Annotated in this window: 18 protein-coding genes; 12 read left to right on the top strand and 6 right to left on the bottom strand. The window is 47.4% G+C overall.

Going from position 1 to position 24569, the window contains the following annotated elements; translation table 11 throughout:
• The first annotated feature begins 36 nt into the window (after positions 1-36).
• Entirely contained in the window at positions 37-618 is a 582-nt protein-coding gene (locus tag WH46_RS05280) for an MOSC domain-containing protein (RefSeq protein ID WP_017813934.1), read from the top strand.
• Positions 619-688: 70 nt separating this feature from the next.
• Positions 689-4123, top strand: a complete 3435-nt coding sequence (locus WH46_RS05275) for a DEAD/DEAH box helicase (protein ID WP_046225965.1) — start codon at positions 689-691, stop codon at positions 4121-4123.
• Here WH46_RS05275 and WH46_RS05270 read toward each other — a convergent pair.
• Complete coding sequence (locus WH46_RS05270) at positions 4120-5229, bottom strand: HD-GYP domain-containing protein (protein WP_036630085.1); 1110 nt, start codon at positions 5227-5229, stop codon at positions 4120-4122. The two genes, WH46_RS05275 and WH46_RS05270, sit on opposite strands and share 4 nt — an antisense overlap.
• Positions 5230-5596: 367 nt before the next feature.
• Between WH46_RS05270 and WH46_RS05265 the strand changes: the two genes are divergently transcribed.
• Positions 5597-6385 (top strand): SDR family oxidoreductase, encoded by a 789-nt coding sequence (locus tag WH46_RS05265; RefSeq protein ID WP_046225964.1) that lies wholly within the window; start codon positions 5597-5599, stop codon positions 6383-6385.
• Positions 6386-6751: 366 nt separating this feature from the next.
• Positions 6752-7087, top strand: a complete 336-nt coding sequence (locus WH46_RS05260) for a cupin domain-containing protein (protein WP_017813938.1) — start codon at positions 6752-6754, stop codon at positions 7085-7087.
• Between the two features lie 200 nt (positions 7088-7287).
• Here WH46_RS05260 and WH46_RS05255 read toward each other — a convergent pair whose 3' ends face one another.
• Positions 7288-7632 (bottom strand): MGMT family protein, encoded by a 345-nt coding sequence (locus WH46_RS05255; RefSeq protein ID WP_046225963.1) that lies wholly within the window; start codon positions 7630-7632, stop codon positions 7288-7290.
• Between the two features lie 470 nt (positions 7633-8102).
• Here WH46_RS05255 and WH46_RS05250 point away from each other — a divergent pair, with 470 nt between their 5' ends.
• Positions 8103-9608, top strand: coding sequence for a methyl-accepting chemotaxis protein (locus WH46_RS05250; protein ID WP_407944399.1), 1506 nt, complete (start codon positions 8103-8105; stop codon positions 9606-9608).
• Between the two features lie 105 nt (positions 9609-9713).
• Here the strand turns inward: WH46_RS05250 and pyk are convergent, their stop codons facing one another.
• Complete coding sequence (gene pyk / locus WH46_RS05245; RefSeq protein ID WP_017813941.1) at positions 9714-11129, bottom strand: pyruvate kinase; 1416 nt, start codon at positions 11127-11129, stop codon at positions 9714-9716.
• A 299-nt stretch (positions 11130-11428) separates the two neighbouring features.
• Here pyk and WH46_RS05240 point away from each other — a divergent pair, with 299 nt between their 5' ends.
• Positions 11429-12205, top strand: a complete 777-nt coding sequence (locus WH46_RS05240; protein ID WP_046225961.1) for an AraC family transcriptional regulator — start codon at positions 11429-11431, stop codon at positions 12203-12205.
• 58 nt (positions 12206-12263) lie between these two features.
• Here the strand turns inward: WH46_RS05240 and WH46_RS05235 are convergent, their stop codons facing one another.
• Positions 12264-13109: an AraC family transcriptional regulator gene (locus WH46_RS05235; RefSeq protein ID WP_046225960.1), complete on the bottom strand. Its 846-nt coding sequence runs from the start codon at positions 13107-13109 to the stop codon at positions 12264-12266.
• 222 nt (positions 13110-13331) lie between these two features.
• Between WH46_RS05235 and WH46_RS05230 the strand changes: the two genes are divergently transcribed.
• From WH46_RS05230 to WH46_RS05205, 5 genes are all read left to right on the top strand, one after another.
• The gene (locus tag WH46_RS05230) at positions 13332-13979 is read left to right on the top strand and encodes a hypothetical protein (protein ID WP_152425907.1); all 648 of its coding nucleotides are present in this window, start codon (positions 13332-13334) and stop codon (positions 13977-13979) included.
• Positions 13980-14199: 220 nt separating this feature from the next.
• Positions 14200-15207, top strand: a complete 1008-nt coding sequence (locus tag WH46_RS05225) for a C40 family peptidase (RefSeq protein ID WP_082208317.1) — start codon at positions 14200-14202, stop codon at positions 15205-15207.
• Between the two features lie 108 nt (positions 15208-15315).
• Positions 15316-15981 (top strand): HAD family hydrolase, encoded by a 666-nt coding sequence (locus WH46_RS05220; protein ID WP_046225958.1) that lies wholly within the window; start codon positions 15316-15318, stop codon positions 15979-15981.
• A 449-nt stretch (positions 15982-16430) separates the two neighbouring features.
• The gene (locus tag WH46_RS05215) at positions 16431-18869 is read left to right on the top strand and encodes an arabinan endo-1,5-alpha-L-arabinosidase AbnB (protein WP_046225957.1); all 2439 of its coding nucleotides are present in this window, start codon (positions 16431-16433) and stop codon (positions 18867-18869) included.
• A 211-nt stretch (positions 18870-19080) separates the two neighbouring features.
• On the top strand, positions 19081-21075 hold the full coding sequence (locus WH46_RS05205; RefSeq protein WP_046225955.1) for a serine hydrolase domain-containing protein: 1995 nt from the start codon (positions 19081-19083) through the stop codon (positions 21073-21075).
• A gap of 77 nt (positions 21076-21152) precedes the next feature.
• Here WH46_RS05205 and WH46_RS05200 read toward each other — a convergent pair whose 3' ends face one another.
• Entirely contained in the window at positions 21153-22931 is a 1779-nt protein-coding gene (locus WH46_RS05200) for a helix-turn-helix transcriptional regulator (protein ID WP_046226024.1), read from the bottom strand.
• 440 nt (positions 22932-23371) lie between these two features.
• Here WH46_RS05200 and WH46_RS05195 point away from each other — a divergent pair, with 440 nt between their 5' ends.
• Positions 23372-23707, top strand: coding sequence for a DUF4870 domain-containing protein (locus tag WH46_RS05195; RefSeq protein WP_046225954.1), 336 nt, complete (start codon positions 23372-23374; stop codon positions 23705-23707).
• A 219-nt stretch (positions 23708-23926) separates the two neighbouring features.
• On the opposite strand, the gene WH46_RS05190 is transcribed toward WH46_RS05195, so the two are convergent.
• A complete protein-coding gene (locus tag WH46_RS05190; protein ID WP_046225953.1) occupies positions 23927-24481 on the bottom strand; it encodes a GNAT family N-acetyltransferase in 555 nt (184 codons plus the stop codon).
• Between the last annotated feature and the right edge of the window lie 88 nt (positions 24482-24569).

The following is a 24569-nucleotide window of genomic DNA, read 5'->3' as shown; positions in this document are numbered from 1 at the left end:
GCTGACTATTCTTGTCATGATCAAAGGAGACATTCCATGAGCCAACTGGACCCAACAATTCCATCGATTCCACCTACCCAGCCGATTACGGTAGAGAGTGTATATATTGCAGATACAAAAGGCAGCTTTGTTACGCGCGAAGTGCCGGAGATTGCGGTCGAACTGGCAGGAATCCCCGGTGATCGGCATTATGGACTGCTGCGCCGCGCGGATGCACGCCAGAAAATATACAAGCGCGGAACGATGATTGCAAATCGCCGCCAGATCAGTATCGTTTCCTACGAAGAATGTCTGGAGATTGCGCAGCACATGAAGCTGACGGAGATACGGCCGGAATGGCTCGGTGCCAACCTGATTATACGTGGACTGGAGCAGCTGACTCTGCTGCCTGCGGGAGCAAGGCTGTTATTTCCGGATGGAACCGGACTGATCTGTGAAGGGGAAAATGAACCCTGCCGCAAGCCTGCCAAAATGATAGAAAGTATCCTCGAACAGCCGGGAATTGCTTCCCGATTCATGCCTGCTGCCAAAAAGCGCCGCGGCATCGTCTGCTCGGTCGAGCGGGAAGGTATTATTCGTCAAGGTGATACGATACAGATCATCACTGCCCATCTATGATACGTATTTATCATCTCTATCGCGGTATGGCAAAACAGGCTGAATCAACCAGCCGGACAGGAGCATGCCCATGAGCATTGAATTCAATCTGCCCGCCATTCAGCGATGGTGCGGCAAAACATCCTACAACAAAGGAATGGCTTATTACCGTTCAGGAAAAGTATCTTTTACGCGTTACGATGATCATCGTAGGCAATATGAAGCGAATATACAGATTCGAACCAATCAGCAGGAACAGGTACATCTGCATTTTGATGAAGCAGGCAAGGCCCATGCGCATTGTACCTGCCCCTCGCTGGCTTCCTATACATCTTACTGCCAGCATGTGGCAGCTGTAATGATTCATGTCTACGAGTCGGGAGAGCTGGGATTACCGCCGCTTTTGGATACGACAGCTTCTAGTTCAGCCGTGCACAACGTTGAGTCTGCCCAGCAGCCAGTTACAGCTACCGATGAGGATACAGACAACCAGCTGGCTGCAGAATTACTCAGTCTGTTCACGAGTCCTATCCGACGACCTGGCGGACGAAGAACCTACTTTGAGACCCGTACTGCACTGCATGTGGAATGGATCTGCCGACCGGTGGCCTACGGTAATGGACAATACCGGCTCGGTCTGGAAATGAAAGCAGGACTGAAACGTCCTTATATTGTGCAGCATATTCAGGAATTTCTGGAATGTGTACGCAGCCGCAGAAGCTATGTGTTCTCGGCCAAATTTATGTATGACCCGGAGCTGCACAGCTTCAGCCGGGAAGATGATGAAGTGATCCGGCAGCTGCTGCTTATTCAGCGGGACGAACAGCCGGAACTGCCAGCTGATCAGTGGGCTGGGAAAGGTACAGGTCATAGTCGGCCGATACCAAGTGCGGCAGGTCAGCCCAATCAGCGGATGTTGATGATCCCGGTATCCCATTGGCCCCAGCTGCTGCAGGCTATTATCCAGGCACCCATAGTCCGGCTGGCGTATCAGGAGCAGACTTTTGAAGGTATCGTCCATCGTCCGGGACCGCTGCCGTTGTACTTTGAACTGGATCTGCTGGATGACCAGGAAAAAGGGGACGAACAGAGTCCACTTCATGAGGCTTCCGTCCGAAGCCGTACAGCAGATACGATGTACCAACTGCGTGTAGACGGTATTCAGCAGATGATCGTGCTGGAATCCTATGGGATGGTCATTTATAATGGTGAATTTATCTCGCTCCAAGAAGAAGACTGCCGCCGGTTAAGCGGACTGCAGCAGCTGATGGCAGCTTCGGCTCATCAGCAGCACCGGCTCATCATTCCGCCGGATCAGCTGGAACCGTTGGTGCAGCAGGTTATTCCCGGACTCACCCGACTGGGAAATGTCCAGATGACTCGCCGGGTATCGGAGATTGTCGTGCAGACTCCCCTGCAGGCGAGACTGTATCTGGATCGCGTCCGGGATCGGTTGCTGGCAGGTCTGGAATTTCAATATGGGGATGTCATTATTAATCCGCTGAATCCTACACCTGCACAAGAGGACGAACGCATCCTGCTACGTGACGGTGAAAAAGAAGAAGAAATCCTGAGGCTGATAGACGAGGCTTCTTTTGCAGCTACCGAAGGTGGCTATTTTCTGAACGATGAGGAAGCGGAGTATGAATTTCTGTATCATATCGTTCCCCGGCTGGAAAAGCTGGTCAAGATCTATGCCACCTCTGTAGTCAAATCGAGAATCCAGGACCCTCTCGCTGCGCCGCGTATTACGGTACATACCGATTCCCGGCATGACTGGCTGGAATTCAAATTCGAACTGGATGGTATTCCGGAATCGGCTATTGTGCAGGTTCTGAAATCGCTGCAGGAACAGCGTCGATATTATCGTTTGCCGAGCGGAGCCTTTTTGCCTCTGGAGGACGAGCAGTTCCGGCAGGCCGCTGATTTTATCCGCCGTACGGGTATGGCACTGCCTACGGATGAACAGGCACTGGAAGACGGGGTATTGTTCCGTATACCGGTTATTCATGGGCTGGAAGCACTTGATGCGGCGGATCAGAATGAAGTGGTTCGGTTTGACCGTTCGGTAAGAAGACTGCTGGAAAGTATCCGTAATCCCGATCTGTATGATGCCCCTGTGCCCTCATCACTGGCGCCGATTCTGCGGGATTATCAGCAGTATGGCTATCAATGGCTCAGAACACTGGCCCATTACGGATTTGGTGGTATTCTGGCAGATGATATGGGACTTGGCAAGACGCTGCAAAGTATTACCTTTATCGCTTCGGTATTGTCGGAGATCCGTAGCAGCGGCGAGCCGGCGATTATCGTAGCCCCTGCTTCATTGACCTACAATTGGCAGTATGAGTTCCGCCGCTTCACACCGGATATTCGTACGACCATTATCGATGGCAGCCGAATACAGCGTCAGCGGCAATGGCAGGAGATCCATCGCTCGGACAGTAATGGACTGGGCACGGATGTTATTATTACGTCCTATCCACTGCTGCGCCGAGATGTGGAATATGCCCGTCAGGGTTCATTTCATACCATGATTCTGGATGAGGCGCAGTCCTTCAAAAATGCACTCACGCAGACAGCGCGAGCCGTCAAGCAGATTCAGGCGCGCCATCGATTCGCTCTGACCGGTACACCGATTGAGAATTCAATCTATGAGCTGTGGTCGATCATGCATGTCATTATGCCTGGACTGCTCGGTACACGCAAGGAGTTTGCCGATCTGGAAGCACGTACGATTGCCAAAAGAATACGTCCATTTGTACTAAGACGCATGAAATCGGACGTATTAAAAGAACTGCCGGACAAGCTGGAGACGACTCATGTATCGGAACTTCTGCCCGAGCAGAAAAAAATATATGCCGCTTATTTGGCCCAGCTGCAGCAGGATGCACTGGAGCATCTATACGAGAAGAATTTTGCCGAATACCAGATTCGCATTCTGGCTGGACTCACTCGTCTGCGCCAGATTTGCTGTCATCCGGGATTGTTCGTACAGGATTATGAAGGTGGCTCTGCCAAGCTGGAACAGCTGCTGGAGATTGTGAATGATTACCGGGATGCCGGCAAACGTATCCTTGTATTCTCGCAGTTTACAGGCATGTTATCGCGAATTCGTGAAGAATTGCGTCAGTACAATGTACCTTATTTTTATCTGGATGGCTCTACACCTTCAGCGGAACGGGTTGAACTGTGCCAAAGATTTAACGAAGGAGAACAGGATGTATTCCTGATTTCACTCAAAGCGGGAGGAACCGGACTGAATCTGACCGGAGCGGATACCGTCATATTGTATGATCTGTGGTGGAATCCGGCTGTAGAGGAACAGGCAGCTGATCGGGCACACCGCATGGGACAGCAGAATCGGGTGCAGGTCATTCGCATGGTAGCCAGAGGAACCGTAGAGGAGAAAATGCTGGAGCTGCAGCAGAGCAAAAAAGATTTGATCGACGAAATTATCCAACCCGGTCAAGATGCGACGCCTGTGCTGACCGAGCAGGATATCCGGGAACTGCTGATGATTTAGGTGGTTGGTGCAGGCATATGGGCATTCATGCCTTCTACTGCGGTAATCATAACGGTATGGTGAGCCAGCAGATCCAGATCAAAAGGTGCCATGATCCGTTCACCGGCTTCGTTGTACAGAATTCGTACGATGGGACGCTGTGGAATAGCGGAGTGAATATGGACGACAACTCCCCGTAAGCCACTACTCAAGGTTACGGTCAGTCCAATCGGGTAAATAGCAATACGGCTTTTGAAGATAGCGAGCATGTCTTTGTCATACAGACTGCCGGAGCCGGAATACAGTACTTCCAGCGCCTCATGGGGCAGCATCGCAGCACGATAGACCCGACTGGTCGTAAGCGCGTCATAGGAATCGGCAATACCGATCCATTTGGCATATTCATGAATCTCATGTTCCCGCAGACCGCGCGGATAGCCGCTTCCGTTCAGCCGTTCATGATGCTGATAGGCGCAGTGAGCGGCCAGTAGGGGAATGCCGGGCTCATCTTTTAGCATTTTGTAACCGTACTCGGTGTGAAGTTTGATGATATTATATTCCGCATCCGTCAGTCTGCCCGGCTTGAACAGTACTTCATTTGGAATATAGGATTTGCCTACATCGTGCAGCAGGGAGCCAATGCCCAGCACCTTCATTTCCTCCTGGGAATATCCGTGTACTTTTCCCAGTAAAAGCGTATAGATGCATACATTGAGCGAGTGGTAATATAAATAGTTATCCTTGGTATGCATGCTCATCAGCATTACCATAACTTCCGGATCGGCGCTGATTTCACTGATAATAGTATCAATAATACCGGCAAATGATTTGCCGATAATCGGATAGGATTTCTTCTGTACACTTGGATCAGCAAGAGTTCGGAAATGAGTACGAATCTCACTGAGTGCTTTGCGCTTGATATCCGGGGAGACAATATCTCGGACAATTACATCATCCGTATCTTTATCCAGGATATAGATATAGTCCAGACCATGATTATATAATTTGCGAATAATGCCGGAGGTCAGTTCCACTCCTTCGGAAAGCAGCACAACACCTTCGTCATTGTATATTTTTTTCGCGAGTCGCATCCCGGGCTGGAGCGAGGTGATAGGTAATAGCCTCAATATTTGTCACTTCCATCTGTTCTGGAGTTAGCCACTCATGAGTCGGCACTGGCCACATGATTCACTTCCGTATAAACTGCCGTAGAATGACTATGTATGTGGATGAGTGCAAAAGTAAGGGCATGTATGCGGACAGTATATAAAGTATATCGTCATTTCTTCACAAATTTATAATAATTATAGGGCGTATTTGTAAAATACGACAGAGCTAGTATTGGAAGTTCAGATAGGCGAATGGAAATAAGGCAGATTAAACGCTCGTATGTTCCCATTTTCATAAGGAATGACTGGAAAACAGCAGATTTTGACGCCAATAAGATAAATTTGGATCGTATCTAAATTCCCGTCAGGAAGAGGAGGAAGAACAATGGAACTCGGATTATATGGAAAATCGGTATTTGTCGCAGCAGGCAGCAAAGGTCTCGGACGGGCAAGCGCACTGGAATTTGCCCGGGAAGGAGCACTGGTGACGATAGCAAGTCGTAATATGGAACATTTGGCAGAGGCAGCGAGAGAGATCGAAGCGGCGACCGGACAACAGGTACATACGGTACGCATGGATGTGGAAGATAAGGAACAGATCCAGCAGGCCATCCAGAGTGCACAGGATACGTATGGACGGCTGGATGTGCTGGTCACCAATGCAGGCGGACCGCCAGCTGGTAATTTTGCGGATATGGATGATGAGCAGTGGCAGCAGTCGTTTGAACAGAATCTGCTCAGTACGATCCGTCTGATTCGCGCCGCTCTACCTGCTCTTCAGGCAGCAGGTGGTGGACGTATCGTGAACATCGCTTCTTCTTCGGTCAAGCAGCCGATCGATGGCCTGATTCTCTCCAATGTGTTCCGTGCCGGTATTCAGGCACTCACCAAAAGTCTGGCTTCGGAATATGCTGCTGATCGTATTCTGATTAATACGATAGCACCTGGACGGATTGCAACAGAACGCATTATGGAGCTGGATCAAAAACGCGCCGGGACAGAGCAGCGGACGCTGGAGGAGATACAGACCGAATCACTACGTCAGATTCCACTGGGGCGTTTGGGTACACCCGAAGAATTTGGCCGGATGGTCGCTTTCTATGGTTCCTTTGCCAATACGTATGTAACCGGACAGTCTCTGCTGGTAGATGGCGGAACGATCCGGGCATACTGAGCCTATGGAACGCTACGGATTAGCTGTATTCGAGAATGAAAAGCACAATTTAGCAAACGATTAGAGTATTCGATTTCAATATATGTGACAATAATGTGTCATATCTGTGGGATAATGTGATATATAAAAGGCCGGGAATTCTATATTCCGGCCTTTTTGGTCTTTTAAACGATAAAAATCGACTTTTTCCAATATTAATGGTAAAAAGTAACTACTTATTTATTTTGTTTTTTGTGAAAGTATACACTGTTTCTTTGTTTCAAAAAAGTGTTACAATATGTATCACATGAATCGGAGCTTTTAAATATAACACTTGTTGTTGAATAAACGTACAAGATACTAACAAATGAGGAGGAGATGTAAGAAATGATTAACACGAGCTTGAGTAATATTGGAATCTGGGAATTGGTGGAGCCGGGGGTACGACGTAAAGTATTTGAACCAGGCACCTCCCTAATGATGATGGAAGTCCACTTTGAAGCCGGTGCGCAGAGTGCCGAGCATTCCCATCCGCATGAGCAGATGAGCTACTGCATGAAAGGGCTGTTCCGTTTTGTTATTGATGGTAAAGCCTACGAACTAAGTGCAGGCAAAGCGCTGAATATTCCGGCAGGCGCAGTTCACTCTGCCCGTGCGCTGGCTCCAGGAATTCTGCTGGATACCTTTACTCCAGTACGTGAGGATATTGTTAGAACGATGTAAAGTCATTTGTAGGTAAGTGTATTAGGCCCATCCTTTCCAAAGTTGTGAAAACCACATTGTGATAAAGTGGGCAGTTGATAGTTAACAGTTGATTTGGAATCTATTCTGTTGCATTTGTGCATACAGAATAGATTTCGGATCAGCTGTTTTTTATTTGCAGCAAGCAGAACCAGCCCGGTGGCAGGCTTGCTATAAGTGGTTTACTGCTCGTCTTGAATACGATTCATGAGGTCCTCTTCCGATGGATAATAACTATACTTCGTCAGGTCAATCCGCTGCTCTATACTAAATATAATGCCTTCCTCTTCCAGCAGTGCACGCTGTTCAAAGCTGGACTCATCCTCCTGTATAGCAATCTCGCCGTATTTATTAACAACACGATGCCAGGGCAGATTATGTTTGCTGCTCATGGAGTGCAGAATACGAACCACTTGTCTTGCAGCACGCGGACTGCCGGCTGCTGCAGCTACCTGTCCATAGGACATCACCTTGCCCTCGGGAATAGAACGAATAACCTGTACGGCTTTTGCGGTAAATGGCTGCATCATATACCTCCTTTTAATGATCTGTTATCAAATATAAACGGTCTCTTTTGCAAGCAGGCTGCTCTGTGCCATATAGGATGTGGATATTCGCTTTATCCATTATATGTACCTCATGTTTGCGCTCGTTGCTCGATTGTATCATTTGCAGACTACAGAATAACGGATAACAAATAACACCGATAAAATTGGTGGTTATAAATAAAAATACATAATAATTACCATGGATTCGATATTTTTTCGTTATTTTAATCGAAAAATGTTATATAAAGTCGAATAATGGGTACAAAGACTTATAATATTTTGCCGAATAATTACGAGAATAGAATTATAGTGATTCTAAAAGACTAATTCCAAGGGATCATTTAACATCGAATAGGATTTGTTTTTTGGAAAAGAAAGCCGGCAGCAGGATAAGCCGTATTACAGAATGAGCAGATCGATAGTCTGCACAAAGGAGAGAACGAATGTCTATTTTTACTGCAAAACGCACTCATGTATCCTTGAACGAACTGCTTGAAGCAAGCCGACGTCTGGCAGCTGATGCCCGCAAATCTTCAGCACAATTACAACTGCAAAGCGACGATGCCAGCATGATCGAGATTGTAAACAACATCAATGAGGTACTTCAAGCTGTACAAACCGAAAAAAATGATGTGAAAATGCGCATGGATCTGGTCACCAAAGCGATTCATGTGGGACTGTGGGATATGGAAGTAGAAGCCGGCGATCCGGTCAATCCGAACAATGCTTTTACATGGACTGATGAATTCCGTCATATGCTCGGTTATCACAGTGAACAGGAATTCCCGAATGTGCTGGACAGCTGGGCTTCGCGTCTGCATCCGGATGACCAGGAGTGGGTACTCGCAGCACTTGTAAATCATTTGCTCGATCATAGTGGCAAAACACCCTATGACATCGAATACCGTCTGCAACTGAAAAATGGCACATATCGCTGGTACCGCGCGACCGGTACAACCATCCGTGATCACAGTGGAGTACCGCTGCGTGTAGCGGGAGCGCTATTTGATGTACATGAGCGAAGAATCAAGGATGAAGAAATGCAGGCACTGGTGAACCGCTATGATCTGATCAACAAGGCACTGGTAGAAGCGCCATGGGATATGCAGGTAGAAGCCGGTGATCCGGTCAATCCGAATAATGAATTCTGGTGGTCTCCACAATTCCGCCAGGTACTGGGCTTCCAGGATGAGCGGGATTTCCCGAATGTACTGAGTAGCTGGAGCGACCGACTGCATCCGGAAGACAAGGAAGAAGCATTGAGCGCTTTTGCAGCCCATTTGAATGACCATACCGGCCGTACACCGTTTGCCATCGATTATCGTCTGCAGCTCAAAAATGGCGAATACCGCTGGTATCATGCAGGAGGCACAACGCTCCGGGATGCCAACGGAGCACCGCTGCGCGTAGCAGGCACGATCCGCGATATTACGTATGAGAAAAACAAAAATGATGTTGTGGAGGCTATGACTGTACGTATGTCCCAGTTGTCTCAATCGATTAGTGAGATGTCTACCGCGATTGATTCGGTTACCGGACAGGCGCAGGATCTGGCAAGTGCTCAGGAACATTCTACAGAAGCTGCCCACAAAGCACAGAATAGCGCAGAAGAAACCAAAAACATCTCTGCTTTTATCCGTGAAATTGCCAATCAGACCAATATGCTGGGCTTGAATGCATCGATCGAAGCAGCACGTGCCGGTGAATATGGAAGAGGATTCTCTGTTGTTGCCGATGAAGTACGCAAGCTGGCTATCCACAGTGCAAATGCTACAGAGAACATTGAGAGCAGCCTGGGCGAGATGAAAGACCAGATCGGAGAAATTCTGGAGCAGATCGCCAATATGACGACGCTGACCCAGTCGCAGGCAGCATTGACCCAGCAGCTGAATGCATCCATGGATGAGATCAATCATATGTCCCAATCGCTGGTAGAGTATGCACGCAAAATTTAATTTTTCCAGATTACGATTTCAACACATTTGCTAAATAAAACAAGCCACGAATCACTGTAGAGGATTCGTGGCTTGTTGCTGTATATGGACTATACAGGAAGTAGTTTATACCTGTTGGATTTTGAGCAGGTTAGTGTTACCGGATTGACCAATCGGTACACCGGCAGACAGAACAACGATATCGCCGGCACAGATATGACCTGTAGTTACGGCATTGCGGATCGCGGATTCGAACATTTCATCCGTGCTGGATACCGCTTCACCTTTGACCGGAATAACGCCGGACAGCAGGCACACTTTGTTCAGTACCGCATCGTTGTGGGTAACAGCGATGATCGGAGCGCTTGGACGATATTTGGAGATCATGCGGGCAGTGAAGCCGCTCTCGGTCGAGATAATGATTGCCTTGGCGTTCAGTTCGAGAGATGCGCTAACTGCGCCCTGGCTGATCACTTCGGTAATGTTGGTAGATTGCAGTGCTCTTTTGCGAGAGAATTGCTCCTGATAATCCAGCATGCTCTCGGCACGTTTGGCTACAGCAGCCATCGTCTGTACGGACTGTACCGGATATTTACCGGCAGCGGATTCTCCGGACAGCATGATTACGTCTGCTCCTTGCAGTACAGCATTAGCAACGTCACTGACCTCGGAACGGGTAGGACGAGGATTCACCTGCATGGATTCCAGCATATGCGTCGCAACGATAACCGGTTTACCGGCTACATTACACTTATCGATCATTTCTTTTTGCAGAGCGGGTACGTCCTGGATCGGTACTTCGACACCCAGATCGCCACGGGCTACCATAATACCATCGGAAGCTTCGATAATATCATCGAGGTTTTCCATACCTTCGGCATTCTCGATTTTGGAATAAATCTGTACATCTTCGGCATTGTTTTTCGCCAGAATATCGCGGATTTCGCGGATATCATCGCCTTTGCGGACAAAGGAAGCCGCGATCATCTCGATATTTTGTTCCAGGCCAAAGTGAATGTGCATCACATCACGCTCGGTAACGCCCGGCAGGGAAGTATGAATACCCGGCAGATTGACACCCTTACGAGGCTTGATGGTACCGCCGCTGACGATATCACACACAATCTCGCTATCGCGAACTTCACGTACGGTCAGATCAATCAGTCCATCATCCAGCAGAATACGGTCGCCGGCATGAACATCCTGGTTCAGCTGCGGATAGTTAACACCGATACGCTCGGCATCACCCAGAATCTCTTCGGTCGTAAGAATAAGCTGATTGCCGGTACGCAGTTCAAAGGAAGCTTCTTTGAGTTTGCCAATACGTACTTCAGGTCCTTTGATATCCATCATGATCGGTACAAATGTATTCAGCTCGGCTGCAGCCTGGCGTACGTTACGGATACGCATCACGTGATCTTCCAGCTCGCCGTGAGCCATATTCAGACGGGCTACAGTCATGCCAGCCTGGATCATTTCCTTAAGCATTTCGATTGAGTCACAAGCGGGTCCCATTGTACAGATGATTTTAGTTCTTAACATTGAATAATCCTCCTCGAGTATGCAGGCTGGTATAAGGATCAGCCCTGTTGTAGTAGCGGCTGTCCGAATGTCCCATTTCTGTCCTGCCATGCTGGGAGGACCGTTATCCGGCAACCTGTAGTATATAATTCATTGTAGCTGTAACATACACAGACTGCTATGAACTATTGTACAATCAATGTACTATAGTATGATTTAAGAACAGCAATAAAGCGCAGTTTATGACAAAATGCAGCTAAAAAGTCTGATAATCTCCGGAAAAAGATTCAAATCCTGTGTGATGCAAGGAGGTACAGCATATGCTGGAAGTAGTGGAAGTGCAGGAACAGCACCAGATGGACTGGTATGAAGAACAGTATCTGAAAGAGGATGAATACAGTCTTGTTTTGATTACATATGGCAATTGTGTGTACTGGGTGAATGGACAAAAGCGGATTTTGGAGAAAGGAGAATTACTGCTCATTCCGCCTGGAGCTGGTTATTATGGCAAAAGCGTTCCTACCCGTGTCCATACCAAGCAGGTGATTCGCTTCCGGGTACAACAGTATGTACTGCCTTTGCTGCAGAGCCAGGAGGTATTGCAAATGAAGCCTGGCGGCTATGATCTATACCATGATCGTCTCCGGCATATTGCCATGCAGTGGCGGGATAAGCCTGCCTATTATCGGCTGCTGGCGGATTCGCTGTTGGTGCAGCTGCTCGTCGAGCTGAACCGTGAATATGATCGCGGTATGATCCGTGAGGACAAGCAGCGTCTGGTTGATGCGATGAAGCAGCATATCCAGCAAAATTACAGCCGCCGGATTACCAAGGAGCATCTCGGTGAACTCATCCAGCGAACTCCCAATTATGCGGCTTCGCTGTTCAAAAATACAACTGGCCAGACGATCAGCGAATATGTCCACGATCAGCGTATGAAGCGGGCAGTCTATATGCTAACCGAATCCCAGCTGACGATCGCCGAGATCGCCGAATTTCTGGGCTATCAGGAAGTGTCGTACTTTTACCGGATATTCAAACGTAAAATGGGTGTGGCTCCGGCAGAGATGATGCATGACCGCTCTTCTGTTCTGTAAGCAGCAAGCTGCTGTGAAGAAATGTCGACCAGAGCGAGCGAAGCAAGAGAAAGCAGGATCAAGGACCGGTCTGCAGCAGCTCTTCACGCAGACGGCGCGGAGAAGCGCCTTTGATTTTTTTGAACATTTTGGAGAATAAAAAAGGATCTTCATAGCCAACCGAGCGAGAGACTTCGCTGACCGACAGATCGGTATGATGCAGCAACTCTACAGCACGGTTCATTCGGTACTCCAGCATAAATGCCTGAAGGGACATGCCAAACCGGGCTTTGAACAGGCTGGACAGATAGGTACGATCCAGACCTGCTGCCTGTGAAATGTCCAATACGCTGATCTTCTGGCTGTAGCTGTTCTCGATATATTCGATCGCCTGACGGATATGGGACTCCTTGGAGCGGGAGTGGTGGGCGGCAGCTGTGTGAACCGGCAGGCGGGCAATCAGCGTATACATCAGCTGATAAAGGATGCCCTGGGCCTGGATATCTCCGGCAGGTTGATTGGCTGTCTCCAGCAGCCGCTCATAGAAGCTGCCAAATATCGATTCAGGATGCATCCGGTAGACGGGAGAGGAGACCGTGAGCTGCGACCGCTCCATCAGCGACAGCGCCTGCAAACCGCGGAAGCCGATCCATGAATATACCCATGGTTCAACAGGATCTGCCTCGTACTGTACAATCGTATCCGGCGGAATCAAGAACCCCTGACTGTGGCCCAGATGATATTCTGCATCTCCTATTCGCAGGGTACCTGTGCCTGCGTGAATATAATGCAAAATATAAGCATCCCGTATACCGGGTCCCCATGCATGACCGGGTAGACATTCTTCCTTGCCAAAAAAAAGCAGATGAAGATCCAGCGGCTGGTGGGCATCGGAGTGAGTATAGATTGTATGATTAAGCGGCATAATTAGGAAGATTCCTTTCTAGACGAATATCATGTGTATTTATATTATGACAGGTTATATAATGCTTTAGAAGCATGATTTCAATAAACAAACTTGCATTATGACATGAAAAATTGAATTTTACAGCAAATGGTGACAATATAGTGAATTGCAGGAAATCACTGGTGTTTAGTCCAAAAGGATTTATCGGGACAGAGGAAAGAATAAGTGGTTTATGATAGTATGAGATACATATTATTCCGTGATCAGATCAGCATTGGATTATTATTCAGAAGGGAGCGGAAGCATATCCATATTGAGAAGAATCTGCTAATCACCTGCATAATCGTATTTATGCTGATCTGTATGTATTCCTATTTCAAATTTGTCCGCTCTCCGCGGCGTGATCCCGAATCCAGTCAGCCGGTAGATCCACTGGAAAAAATGTTCCGCCCTTCGAGTCTGTTCGATCGTCTGTCGATGGCAATATTGATCTCGCTTGGACTGGTCGTTGTCGTAGCAGGTGCTTCTTTTGCAGCGTATGCCTTTTTCTACCTTGGTTCGCTGATTCATCTGATCCGGTTCGACGGACGGGACAGTGCACTGATCTATTCCGTCTGGACGGTCGCAGGTTTATTTTTACTGGCGATTTATGTACAGCCGGCTACCGTAGAATATGTGTATCCACTGCTGCGTCGCAGTCTGAAGTTCTGGCAGACTCAGGTGATTGCTATTGTGCGTAATACGATTCTGCTCTACACACTATCGGAGATTCAACCGGGTGTAGATACTTCCGGCATCTGGGGCGCTCTTGGTCTGGCCGCTGTTTTTCAGCTGATCCAGTGCATTCGTTTTGACGAGGATCTGGAAGAAGAATTACGGCGCAAATAATCGATTTTCGCAAATGATGATTTTTATAATGGAATAACGACCGTGATGCGATTCGCTATGCTAAAATAATACAAAAAATGGAATCCGGGTGCTTCGTATCCTATGAGATGGGATGCAGTACCCGAGGGAGATCACTTATATGAAAAATAGATCCACAACGATGATCAGACGCCCTGGGCGCTGGGCAGGTGCGGCACTGCTGCTCTCCGCCTGTCTGCTGATGCTGGCTGCATGGACAACGGCAGGCCATACTTCGGCAGCAGCCTCCACATCCCATTCTGCAGCAAAAGAGGACTGTAAAGTGAATCAAACTGCACGCAAGCATTATGTAAATGTCGCTGTAGCTACCTTGTGGACAGAACCGGGTCTGGCACGTCAGATGGATACCCCATCGCTGTCGAGTCCAGTCGATATGGAGAAATGGACATCCAATATGGCTACAGCGGATCAACGCCGCTGGCTGACCGGCAAAACAGAAACACAGGCATTATATGGCCAGGAAGTTCGTCTGCTAAAAGTACAGGGAGACTGGGCGTATGTCGCTGTCGTCGGACAATCCACACCACGCAGCAAGTACGGCTATCCGGGCTGGCTGCCGCGCAAGCAGATTCTGACAACGACTACAGGTGCTGCCTACAGCAAATGTCCGGTAGCTATCGTCAGTGCCAAGACGGCCAAATTATATGATACGGATCGCAAAAGCAGTCTGCTGACGCTGAGCTTCAATACACGTCTGCCGCTGGTCGCGAACGAAGAAAACTGGCTGCAGGTGCATATGCCGGATAATGGCACTGCCTGGCTGCGCAAGCAGGATGCGGATGTCTATGAACAATTATCCGATATTCCTGCACCGACCGGCGAAGAGCTTGTTCAGACAGGCAAACAGTTCCTCGGACTGCCGTATCTGTGGGCCGGCATCTCCGCGTATGGATTTGACTGTTCCGGCTTTACTTCTACACTGTACAGTTTCCACGGGATTGCCCTGCCGCGTGATGCTTCCGCCCAGATCAAGGAAGGCACGCCGGTAAGCTGGAGCGATATGCAGCCTGGTGATCTGATGTTTTTCGCCCATGACAATGGCAAAGGCAGTGTACACCATGTGTCCATGTATATCGGAGACGGCAAAATGATGCATTCTCCAAAAGCAGGCAAGACTGTCGAGATTATTTCGGTAGATACACCGGCCTACAAAAAAGAATTTGCCGGAGCGCGTCGATATCTCAAATAAGGTACAACACTTGCACAAGCAAAAAGGTCTATAACTTTATACATCACTAGTGTCATAACAGGCATGTAATCAGGGTAATATACTTCCACAGTACAAGGAGGTCATGACATGATTACATGCCTTATTTTTGATCTGGATGGAACCATTGGCAATACCGAGCCGCTCTGTCTGGAAGCGTTCCATCAGGCGCTGGAACCATGGGCGGGCAGAAAGATTAGCGATCAGGAAATTATGGATGCGTTTGGCCCGTCGGAGGAAGGAATTATCCGCACGCTACTTCAGGATCACCGGGAAGAAGCGTTGCATGATTATATCCAGTGCTACAAAGAAATGCATGACGCGATCTGTCCGGCTCCTTTTGAAGGAATGCGGGAGCTACTGTCATGGGCGAGGAATCAGGGTATGCATATTGCCATGGTAACAGGCAAAAGTAAGCCGACAAGCGATTATACGCTGCATCAGTTCGGTATCGCTTCGTATTTTGAAGTAGTGGAAAATGGAATTGCCGAGAAAGAGATCAAACCGCAGGGGATTCGTAGTGTATTGGAGCAGCTCGGCGTTCCTGCCGAAGAAGCATTATATATCGGAGACAAACTCGGCGATATCCAGGCAGCTCGTGAAGTAGGCATTCCCATTGCCTCTGCCTGCTGGGCACCGGCCGGAGATGAACAGGAACTGCGCGAAGCACAACCGGATCAGCTGTTTACTTCCGTGGCACAACTTATGGATTATCTGCAACAGCAAGTGTACAATCGTACGCTGGCGGCAGAGTAGGTTATACATCGAGGACAATATCTGTCCGATCATCTACAAAGCATTTTTTTTGGTTCCACAACAGGATATAATCCCAATAAATCAAGCCTGCCATCAAGAAAGACGGCAGGCTTTTTTGATGAAAAAAAGGAAGAACATACGGGTAAGAAGAGCAGTGAATCTAAAAGGGAAAAAGGATCGGATATAAATATAACGAATTATATATCGTTTACTTGTTTAACTTATATATTTATAATACACAAATATATAAATATATTTCTTGCCTATTTATAAATAAGTGAATTATTATGTTTGTAAGCGCTATCTGTACAGATATCATCTTTTATGCAAGCGTTTTAATTCAATAACGTAAATATATTTATTAACGATTACAGAATAGTATGTATTTGATCATTTTTTCGTTATCGCCTTATATATACACAGATTTATATACAGAGAGGAAGAAAATAATGAAATCCAGACAACCAATATGGCAGAAAACAACCCTTCTCGCTTTGGGAACAGCCCTGTTATTGCCAGGCAGCATCTCTGCGGCATCCGAAACCAACCAGCCGCAAGCTTATGTAAATGTACAATCATCGGGATATGTGCAGCAGCAGATGGCAGCTCTTCAGGCCAGTCGTACAGCTGCGCCTCTGTACAAGGAAGCCTCTGTCCATGATCCGTCTGTAATCAAAGTGGGAGATACATTTTATATCTTTGGCTCCCATCTGGCATCTGCCAAATCCAAGGATCTAATGAACTGGGATATGATCTCTTCCGGAGTAGCCGACGGTAATGCACTGATTCCGAATGTAACTACCGAGCTGCGGGAAGCATTGGATTGGGCACAGACCGATACGCTGTGGGCTGCTGATGTGATCCAACTGGCTGATGGCAAATTCTATATGTACTACAATGCATGCAAAGGCGATTCACCACGTTCGGCAATGGGGATCGCAGTAGCCGACAAAATTGAAGGTCCGTACAAGGATAAAGGCATTTTCCTGAAATCCGGTATGTGGGATCAAAAGAGTGAAGACGGTACGATCTATGATGCACGGATTCATCCGAATGCGGTAGACCCTGACGTATTTTATGATAAGAACGGCAAGCTATGGATGGTCTATGGTTCATATTCCGGCGGTATCTTTGTTATGCAGATGGACCCGGCTACCGGTAAACCTCTGCCTGGACAGGGATACGGCAAAAAAGTAATCGGTGGCAATCACAGCCGGATCGAGGGCGCTTATATGATGTATAGCCCGGATACGGATTATTATTACATGTACCTGTCATTCGGCGGACTGGATGCGACTGGCGGATACAATTTGCGCGTTGTTCGCTCCAAAACACCGGATGGACCGTTCTACGATGCGGCAGGCAATGAGATGACTAACGTCAAGGCTGATCCAACCAAGCCGCTGTTTGACGATGATTCGATCGAGCCGTACGGCGTCAAGATTATCGGGAACTACCAGTTCGATCGCGAAATTGGCGATCCCGGCGAAGGATCGGGTGCAGGGGCGGTATCACCGGGTCACAACTCTGCTTACTATGATGAACAGACCGGACGTTATTTCCTGATCTTCCATTCCCGCTTCCCTGGACGCGGTGAAGCGCATGAAGTACGCACCCATGAGATGTTCATGAATAAAGACGGCTGGCCGGTCGTAGCGCCATATCGGTACGCTGGTGAGCAGCAGCCTCAGGCCGCAGTCAGCAAAAATGAGATTGCCGGAAGCTACCAGTGGATTACGCAGGACAAAAATATCAGCGCGGATATTCATCATTCCGTATCCGCTCAGCTGAACAGTGACGGTACCATTACCGGTGATATTAGCGGAACCTGGGAGCTGCAAGGCAAAAATACAGGGATTTTCAAAGTGAATGGAGTCACCTATACGGGCGTATTCCTGCATGAGACCAATGCCGATTCCGGCAAAACAGTCATCACCCTCAGTGCCTTGTCTTCGTCCGGTGTTGGTGTATGGGGAAGCCAGCGTGAAAAGCTCAAAGATAAACAGATCGTCTCCAGTGTGGATGAAGATCTGAGCCTGGGTGATATCAGCGGGGTATTCTACGATCTGAATCTGCCGGTAAAAGGCACACGTGATTCACAGATCAGCTGGCGTTCCAATAAGCCGGATATTATCTCGAATACCGGAGTAGTGACTCGTCCGGCAGCTGGTGAAGGCAATGCCAGAGTAACCCTGATTGCTACCATTACCAAAGACGGTTCCAAAAAGAACAAAAATTTCAAAGTGACTGTACTGGAGCAGGGACGCGGTCCGCTGCTAAGTCATTACACATTCGATGAAACTTCCGGTACCACTGTCACAGACAGTACCTATAATCATTACGATGGTACGCTGATGAATGGCGTAACCCGAAATGTATATGGCAGTGGCGGCATGATTACACTGGATGGCCGGGATGATTATGTACAGCTACCGGGAACAGTAACCGATGGCGAGGACTTTACTTTTGCTGCCTGGGTCAAATGGGACGGTGGCGCAGCCTGGCAGCGGATCATGGACTTTGGCAATGGAATGAATGGCTTTATGTTCCTGACTCCATCGCAGGGAACCGGAATGCAGTTTACGATTCATCAGAATAATACGGACCAGAATATTGTTACTGGCTCAGCGATGCCACAAGGCAAATGGGTACATGTCACAGTAACACTGGCAGGCGATACCGGTAAATTGTACCTCAACGGCCAACTGGCGGGCACGAACGACAAGATGACGTTTAATCCGAAAAACCTCATGACCCGTGAAGCCTATCTGGGCAAAAGCCGCTTCGCTGCAGATGCCTATTTCAAAGGCAGTCTGGATGATGTACGTATCTACAACGAGGCACTCAGCCCAGATGAAATTGCCCGGCTCGCCAAAACCATGAATTAAATCCGACAGCAGCAAAACAGACATTTGATATACAGCATAGAAATACCAAAAGCAGAGCGATCCGTTAACAGACGGAACAGCTCTGCTTTTTGGCATCCGGCTCTGAAATGTAATGCATGACGAAATGTAACTGGTCGGTATGACAGCCATTTTGCCATACTGGGTGATGCCAGATGCGATCCGGCAAAATACATTTCAAGGAGAACCACTCATGAAAAAAATGTTGTATACCAGTTTGATCGTCCTACTCGTCTCTTCTATATGCACAACCGCATGTATGACAACACCAAGCAGTAATTCGGCTGCTGCTCCAATGATATCCCATACCTCTTCGAAGATAGACAGGGATGGGCCGAACAATAGCAAAGAACTGGAGAAATTCGCAGACCGGGTATTTGCGGACAAAATGAAGAAATTCAATACGGTCGGTTCCAATTTTGTCGTAATCACCAATGGCAAAGTGATGCTGAGTAAAGGATACGGGTATGCAGACAGAGAGAAGAAAATTCCGGTAGACTCCAATACGGTGTTCCAGATCGGGTCGGTGACCAAATCGTTCACTGCATTGGCAGCGATGCAGCTGGTGGATAAAGGGAAAATGGATTTGCATCGTGATATTCAGAATTATTTGGGAGGAATCAAAGTTCCGAATACAACAGGCCATAAGCTGACGATGTTTGACCTGCTTACCTATTCAGGCGGATTTGATGAGCCGGACATTGCTAACGAATCCTATCCGGAATATGTACATCACTATTTCCCAATGAAGTCATATATCGAATCACATATGCCTACAGTCGTCAGACCTCCCGGAGAAGCTTATACCTATGACAATTTCGGGTTTATGCTGGCTGGCTATGCCGTCGCACAGGTGGCAGGTACATCTTATTCCCAGTACATGCAAAAGAATATTTTCAAACCGCTGGGGATGTCATCGACGAGCGTACAATTTACTCCTTCTTTATTAAAGCGAATGGCTGCCCATTATGGACCCGATGGTAAACGGATAGCACTCGAAGGATTCAATCCTACAGAAAAACCGGAAGGCGGCATGGTCTCCACTGCCAGGGACATGGCCCAATATCTGATCATGCACCTGAACAAAGGAACGTACCGGGGCAAAGAAGTGGTGAGTCCACAAAGTATCAAGCAGATGCATACGTATCAATTGTTTCCTTCCAAGAAAATCCCGGTTACTACGATTGGATTTGAGGGCTACTTTAAGGACAAGATGAACAACCAGCATGTTATTCTCAAAGGAGGAAACGTAACCGGGCACTCCTCTCTGATCGTTATTTTGCCCGAGAAAAATACAGCCATGTACATGTCCTATAATAATGATTCGATGATGAGCCTGGATGTATACGAAGAATTCATGAATCATTATTATCCCCAAAAATCAAAAGCGCCCAAATCCATACACAAAATCATCACTGCGCAGCAAGCCAAGGAATATGTGGGATTATATCAGAACACACGTATTGCCGCTCTGAGATCCAAAGTGTCTTATTCCAATGGAAGATTGGTGATGGAGACAGGAGCGTCGGGCAAACATACTCTTCATATGCTTGATTCGTTGTTATTCGAAGATGAAGCAGGCAACAAACTAACATTCAATAAAAATAAAGCAGGCGAGATTGCCTATCTGTATTATATGCAGCTGCCCGATCTGGTTGCCTATGCACAGAAAATAAAAGTAGATTCACCGTTCTCCGATGTACGGGCAGACAGTCCATATCGTACTTATATTAATAACCTTCATGCGTTAAATGTGATGCCCGGTAAATCTGCGCATCTGTTCGACCCGGATGGAACCATGACCCAAGGGGAGTTCTCGGAAGTATTGCTGCGCGCTCAAGGGTGGTACAAGCAACCTTTTATGATCGAGCCGAATAGAAAGCAAATGCTCGCCGGATTACCACAGTATGAGCAGAATGCGCCTATTACCCGGGAAATAGCAGCGGTAATGATCCAAAATCTTAAACAGGCAGAGCCGCGATTCAAAATCACACTAAAAGATCAGACAGCACCTTGGGCAGCGAAAGCTATTACTGCTCTTGTCTCACAAGGTATTATCGACCCGAATACCCAAATCAACACTGACGGCTCATTGGACTTTCGTTCCAAGCAGCTTCTCAAACGTCAGGAAGCCAGTGCATGGTTGGATCAGGCATTTAATTACTATACATTGCCTATCCAGCATTAATTCATAAAACAACGTGAAAAAGCGCAGGTGGCAGGGAACGTCCTTGTCACTTGCGCTTTTCTTATTTATTTCGGATGTTATAAAATCCCCAGTTCCCGTGACTTCTGTACCGCTTCTTCCCGGTTGCGCACACCAAGCTTCAGATAGACCGATGAAGCATAGTTCCGTACGGTTCCATCAGATAAATACAATCTGGAGGCGATCGTTTTGTAACGAAGTCCTTCCGAGACAAGTTGTAGAATCTCAAGCTCTCGCGGCGTCAGATCATAGGCTGTAGCTGGCTGGATCATCGGCGAATCGTTTAACTGTGCGAATAATTTCTGCGACATGCCCCGATCGATCAGTGTTCCTCCGCGATGAACAGTACGGATAGTCTCGGCCAGTTCTCCTGGATGCATGGATTTTAGTAAATAGCCATCTGCGCCACTTTGCATGGCTTGCAGAGCCTGTTCAGTATCCTCAAATGTGGTGAGGATCAGAATATGGATATGCGGCCATGTCTGCTTAATCATTCGGGTGGCAGAGATTCCGTCCATATGGGGCATATCCAGATCCATCAATACCAACTGCGGTTGAAGCAGTCGGCATTGTTCAACAGCCTGCCGACCATCTTCTGCCATTCCGGCGATCTGTAAATCATGCTGCTCTTCCAGAATAATCTGCAGGCTGTCGCGGATAAAGGGCTGATCATCGACGAGCAGCAGACGTATTACTTCATCTTCGGCTTCTATTTGTCTTGGCAGCGTGCAAGTAACAAGTGTGCCCTCATCCGGCTGACTGTAGATGGCAATCTGTCCCTGAACATTTATTGCCCGTTCTTTCATGGCACGAAGGCCGAATCCATCGCGCAATTGTTCTGTTCCGCGGCCATTATCCTGGATTTCCAGCCTGGTCTGCTGAAGCTCAAATCGCAGAAAGACGGTAATTGCGGTCGACTGTCCATGACGTACTGCATTTGTCAGCGATTCCTGCAGGCAACGATACAGCATGGTTTTGGCTTGTCTGGTTATCATGTACTCTTCTCCGAATGCCTGAAAACGAACCGTCACATTAGCATGTTCCTGAAATTCATCTGCCAGAGCCTGTAAAGACTGGGTGAGTGGCAGTTCTTCCTGCGGCGATTGCATCTGGTGTACATAATTTCTGACTTCATCCATATTTTGACGAGCTCGATAGAGCAGAGAATCGAGCCGTTCGGTACCGGTGACTGTTGCCAGCTCAGGGCGCAGAGTTTCGAGTCCCATAATCAAGGAGGTATAAGCATGTCCAACTGTATCATGGAGCTCTTTGGACAATCGGCTCCGTTCTTCAGCCAGAGTAATGCGTTCTACCTGTGATAGGTACTGCTCCAACACCGCATTCTGATCACGTATGATCTCGCTTTGACGGTGATTAACCATTAGTAAATGAAAAGAAAATCCGAACGTATACGCCAATCCAAACTGTAGCAGAATCGCCCAAAAATCACTCTGTTCAGCAACCTGCGTAAATATAATGGGTACAAGCAGTATGACCAGAGGAGCAGACCAGTAATAAGATTGTTGTCTGCTATTGGCAGCTATCAAAAAGGCATATAACAAGAACGAAAGGTAGGCTGCTGGAAAAAAGGATGCCAGATAAAGACATAATCCACCCGAAATCACAATCTCGGTAAGCAAATAGTATTTGTAATTGAGCTGCAAGCATACCCATGGAACAGTAAAAGCAATCAGCTGCCATAACACAAGAATCCAAAACGGCAGCATAAAATAAGCATGTCTATCGACTGTAGTAAGCAGCAAAGAGATGCTGCAGAGCAGGCGGATTCCCAGCATCAGCCAATCGTACCAAAACCACTTTTGAATCCATTTGTTCATCCCCTGAACCAATAATATCCACTCCCAAAATCTTCAGTATGACACGATGTAACAAGTATAAAGTTGCAATATCATCTGGAACGCACCCGTGCATTTTCTCTTGTTTATTCTGATCTATATGACATCTGCGACACATGTCATATGAATCTGATTCATCTCTATTATGTACAGGTTACAGTTGTATCCTACTGTTTCTGATGTCAGTTTGACCAGTAGCATATTGTCATATGACATTTTGATTCCAACAAGCTGCCAAGAAGATACATGCCTTCTTTCCTTCTGAATGAATATGCATAATTCTATCTATTCAAACCTGTCTGTTGATGTTATACTCTGGATGAATTTCAAGATACGGCAACCATACATAATAGCATACTTCACGTCTACTTTTCTGCCGCTAATCATGAACTGAAAATATAAAGATTAGAGAGGTAATTCACATGTCCAATTTTCAAGATCCATACCCGCACGAAGATCCGAATGATGTGCAAAGTAACAAGGTAATGGCAATTCTGGCTTATATTCTGTTCTTTGTACCGCTTCTGGCTGCGCGTAATTCACCGTTTGCTATGTATCATGCCAATCAGGGACTGGTGTTGTTTATTATCGTAGTAGCCGCACAGGTTGTGCTGACTGTAATTCCCTTTATTGGATTTATCCTGTATCCTATCGTTTTCCTGGCGACTTTGGCCTTTATGATCGTCGGTATCATTAATGCAGCCAATGGCCAGCGCAAGCCGCTGCCGTTTATCGGCAATATCCAGCTGATCAAGTAAACTGAGAATATATTAGATACGCGGCTGCTATGAAGTTTGCAGCAGGCTGTGCTCTGTTTCTCTCCAGCTTACTTACATTAGAATAAGAATAACGAATAGAAAAAGCTTCTCTTTCCGCATTAGCGGATCGGGAAGCTTTTATTATTTTTGTAGAGTCATGATTGATATGGCAAGACAGAGGTGTAGAGGATATTGGTTCAGCGCTATGACGGAGCCGTGCTAAATCCCTTTTTGAAAAGAGGTTTTCTCGCGGAATTCTGTCTGCAATATGGAGTACTGGTACGAATCCCACCACTGCTGCTTGTAATACATATGCTCCCGCAGATGCCCTTCATAGCTCATGCCTATTTTTTGCATAACTTTGGCAGAACCGATATTATCTGGTCGGCATCTGGCATAAATTCGGTGCAGATTCAGCTGGTTGAATCCGTATTCGAGCATGGCTGCGGCGGCTTCCGAAGCATAGCCTTTGCCCCAGCTGCCTGGATCATTACAGTAACCAATCTCTGCCTGCTGTTGATCGGATAGATGCAGGCCGCAACCTCCTATGAGTTGGTTATCTTCCCGACGAATGACGGCCATCTCATAGACCGTACGCGGTTCCTTCTGCTGCTCATTCAGCATGGACTGTACATATTGTATCGTATCCTGCTCTGTATTGGGCCCCCATATTGTATGAAGAGTCACCCTAGGGTCGGAAGCATATCGGTGTACAGCTGGCCAGTCTTCCATGACCAATTCCCTGATCCATAAGCGTGTTGTTGACAGTTCCATATTCAGACCTCCTGAACCTGTGGTGTATAACACATATATGATTATGTAAAATAATGATCAGGACCCTTATTTCGCTAATTAGCAAGGT

Origin of the sequence: Paenibacillus dauci, from assembly GCF_000971985.1 — a bacterium.
Lineage (GTDB): Bacteria > Bacillota > Bacilli > Paenibacillales > Paenibacillaceae > Saccharibacillus > Saccharibacillus dauci.
The sequence above is the reverse complement of the archived record's forward strand: the minus strand, read 5'-3'. Positions and strand labels throughout refer to the sequence as shown.